At 47.6% G+C, this 895-nt stretch carries 1 protein-coding gene; it reads left to right on the top strand.

Going from position 1 to position 895, the window contains the following annotated elements:
- Nucleotides 1–895 (top strand): BREX system P-loop protein BrxC (brxC, locus tag ACNPNW_RS03930; protein ID WP_448766552.1); only part of this gene is annotated, 895 nt, incomplete at both ends.

Raw genomic sequence — 895 nt, 5'->3', positions numbered from 1 at the left:
GGACCCCAGCAACGCATGTTGTTTCTGGTGGATGAAGTGGGGCAGTTTATTGGCAGCGATACCCGCTTGATGCTGACACTGCAAACCATTACTGAAAACCTAGGTACGATCTGTAAAGGCCGCGCTTGGATTATTGTCACCTCACAGGCAGACATCGATGCTGTTTTAGGTGAGATGTCTTCTTCCAAAGCCAATGACTTCTCCAAGATTGCTGGTCGTTTTAAAACCCGGTTATCACTGTCCAGTTCCAATACCGATGAAGTCATCCAGAAACGTTTATTACGTAAAACCCCAGAAGCAGAAGCATTGCTCAGATCAGTGTTTGAGCAAAAGGGCGATATCTTAAAAAATCAGATTACCTTTGACCGTTCAGGCCCAACCCTCAAGAACTATGAGGGGCCAGAAAGTTTTATTCATAACTATCCTTTTGCGCCGTACCATTTCCAGCTGGTGCAAAAAGTATTTGAAGAAATCCGTAAAGTCGGTGCGACCGGTGCACACTTGGCCTATGGTGAACGGTCCATGCTGGATGCGTTCCAGATGGCCGCGAATGCGATTGCTACAGATGAAGTCGGTGCCCTGGTTCCTTTCCACCGCTTCTATGCTTCCGTTGAAGGTTTCCTGGATACTGCAGTGAAGCGTACCATCGACCAGGCAGGGCAGAATAAGACCCTGGATGGTTTTGATGTGCAGATGCTGCGTACCCTGTTCATGATCCGCTATGTCGATATCATCAAAGGCACATTGGATAACCTGGTGACTTTGTCGATTGAGAAAATTGATGAAGATAAGCTGGCATTGCGCAAGCGGATTGAAGAGAGCCTGCAGCGTCTGGAAAAAGAGAGCCTGATTACGAGGAATGGCGATGAGTTCCTGTTCCTGACCAATGAAGAAC

This window comes from Acinetobacter endophylla, assembly GCF_053543775.1.
Note: the sequence above shows the minus strand (reverse complement) of the source record. Positions and strands in the feature narration are given on the sequence as shown.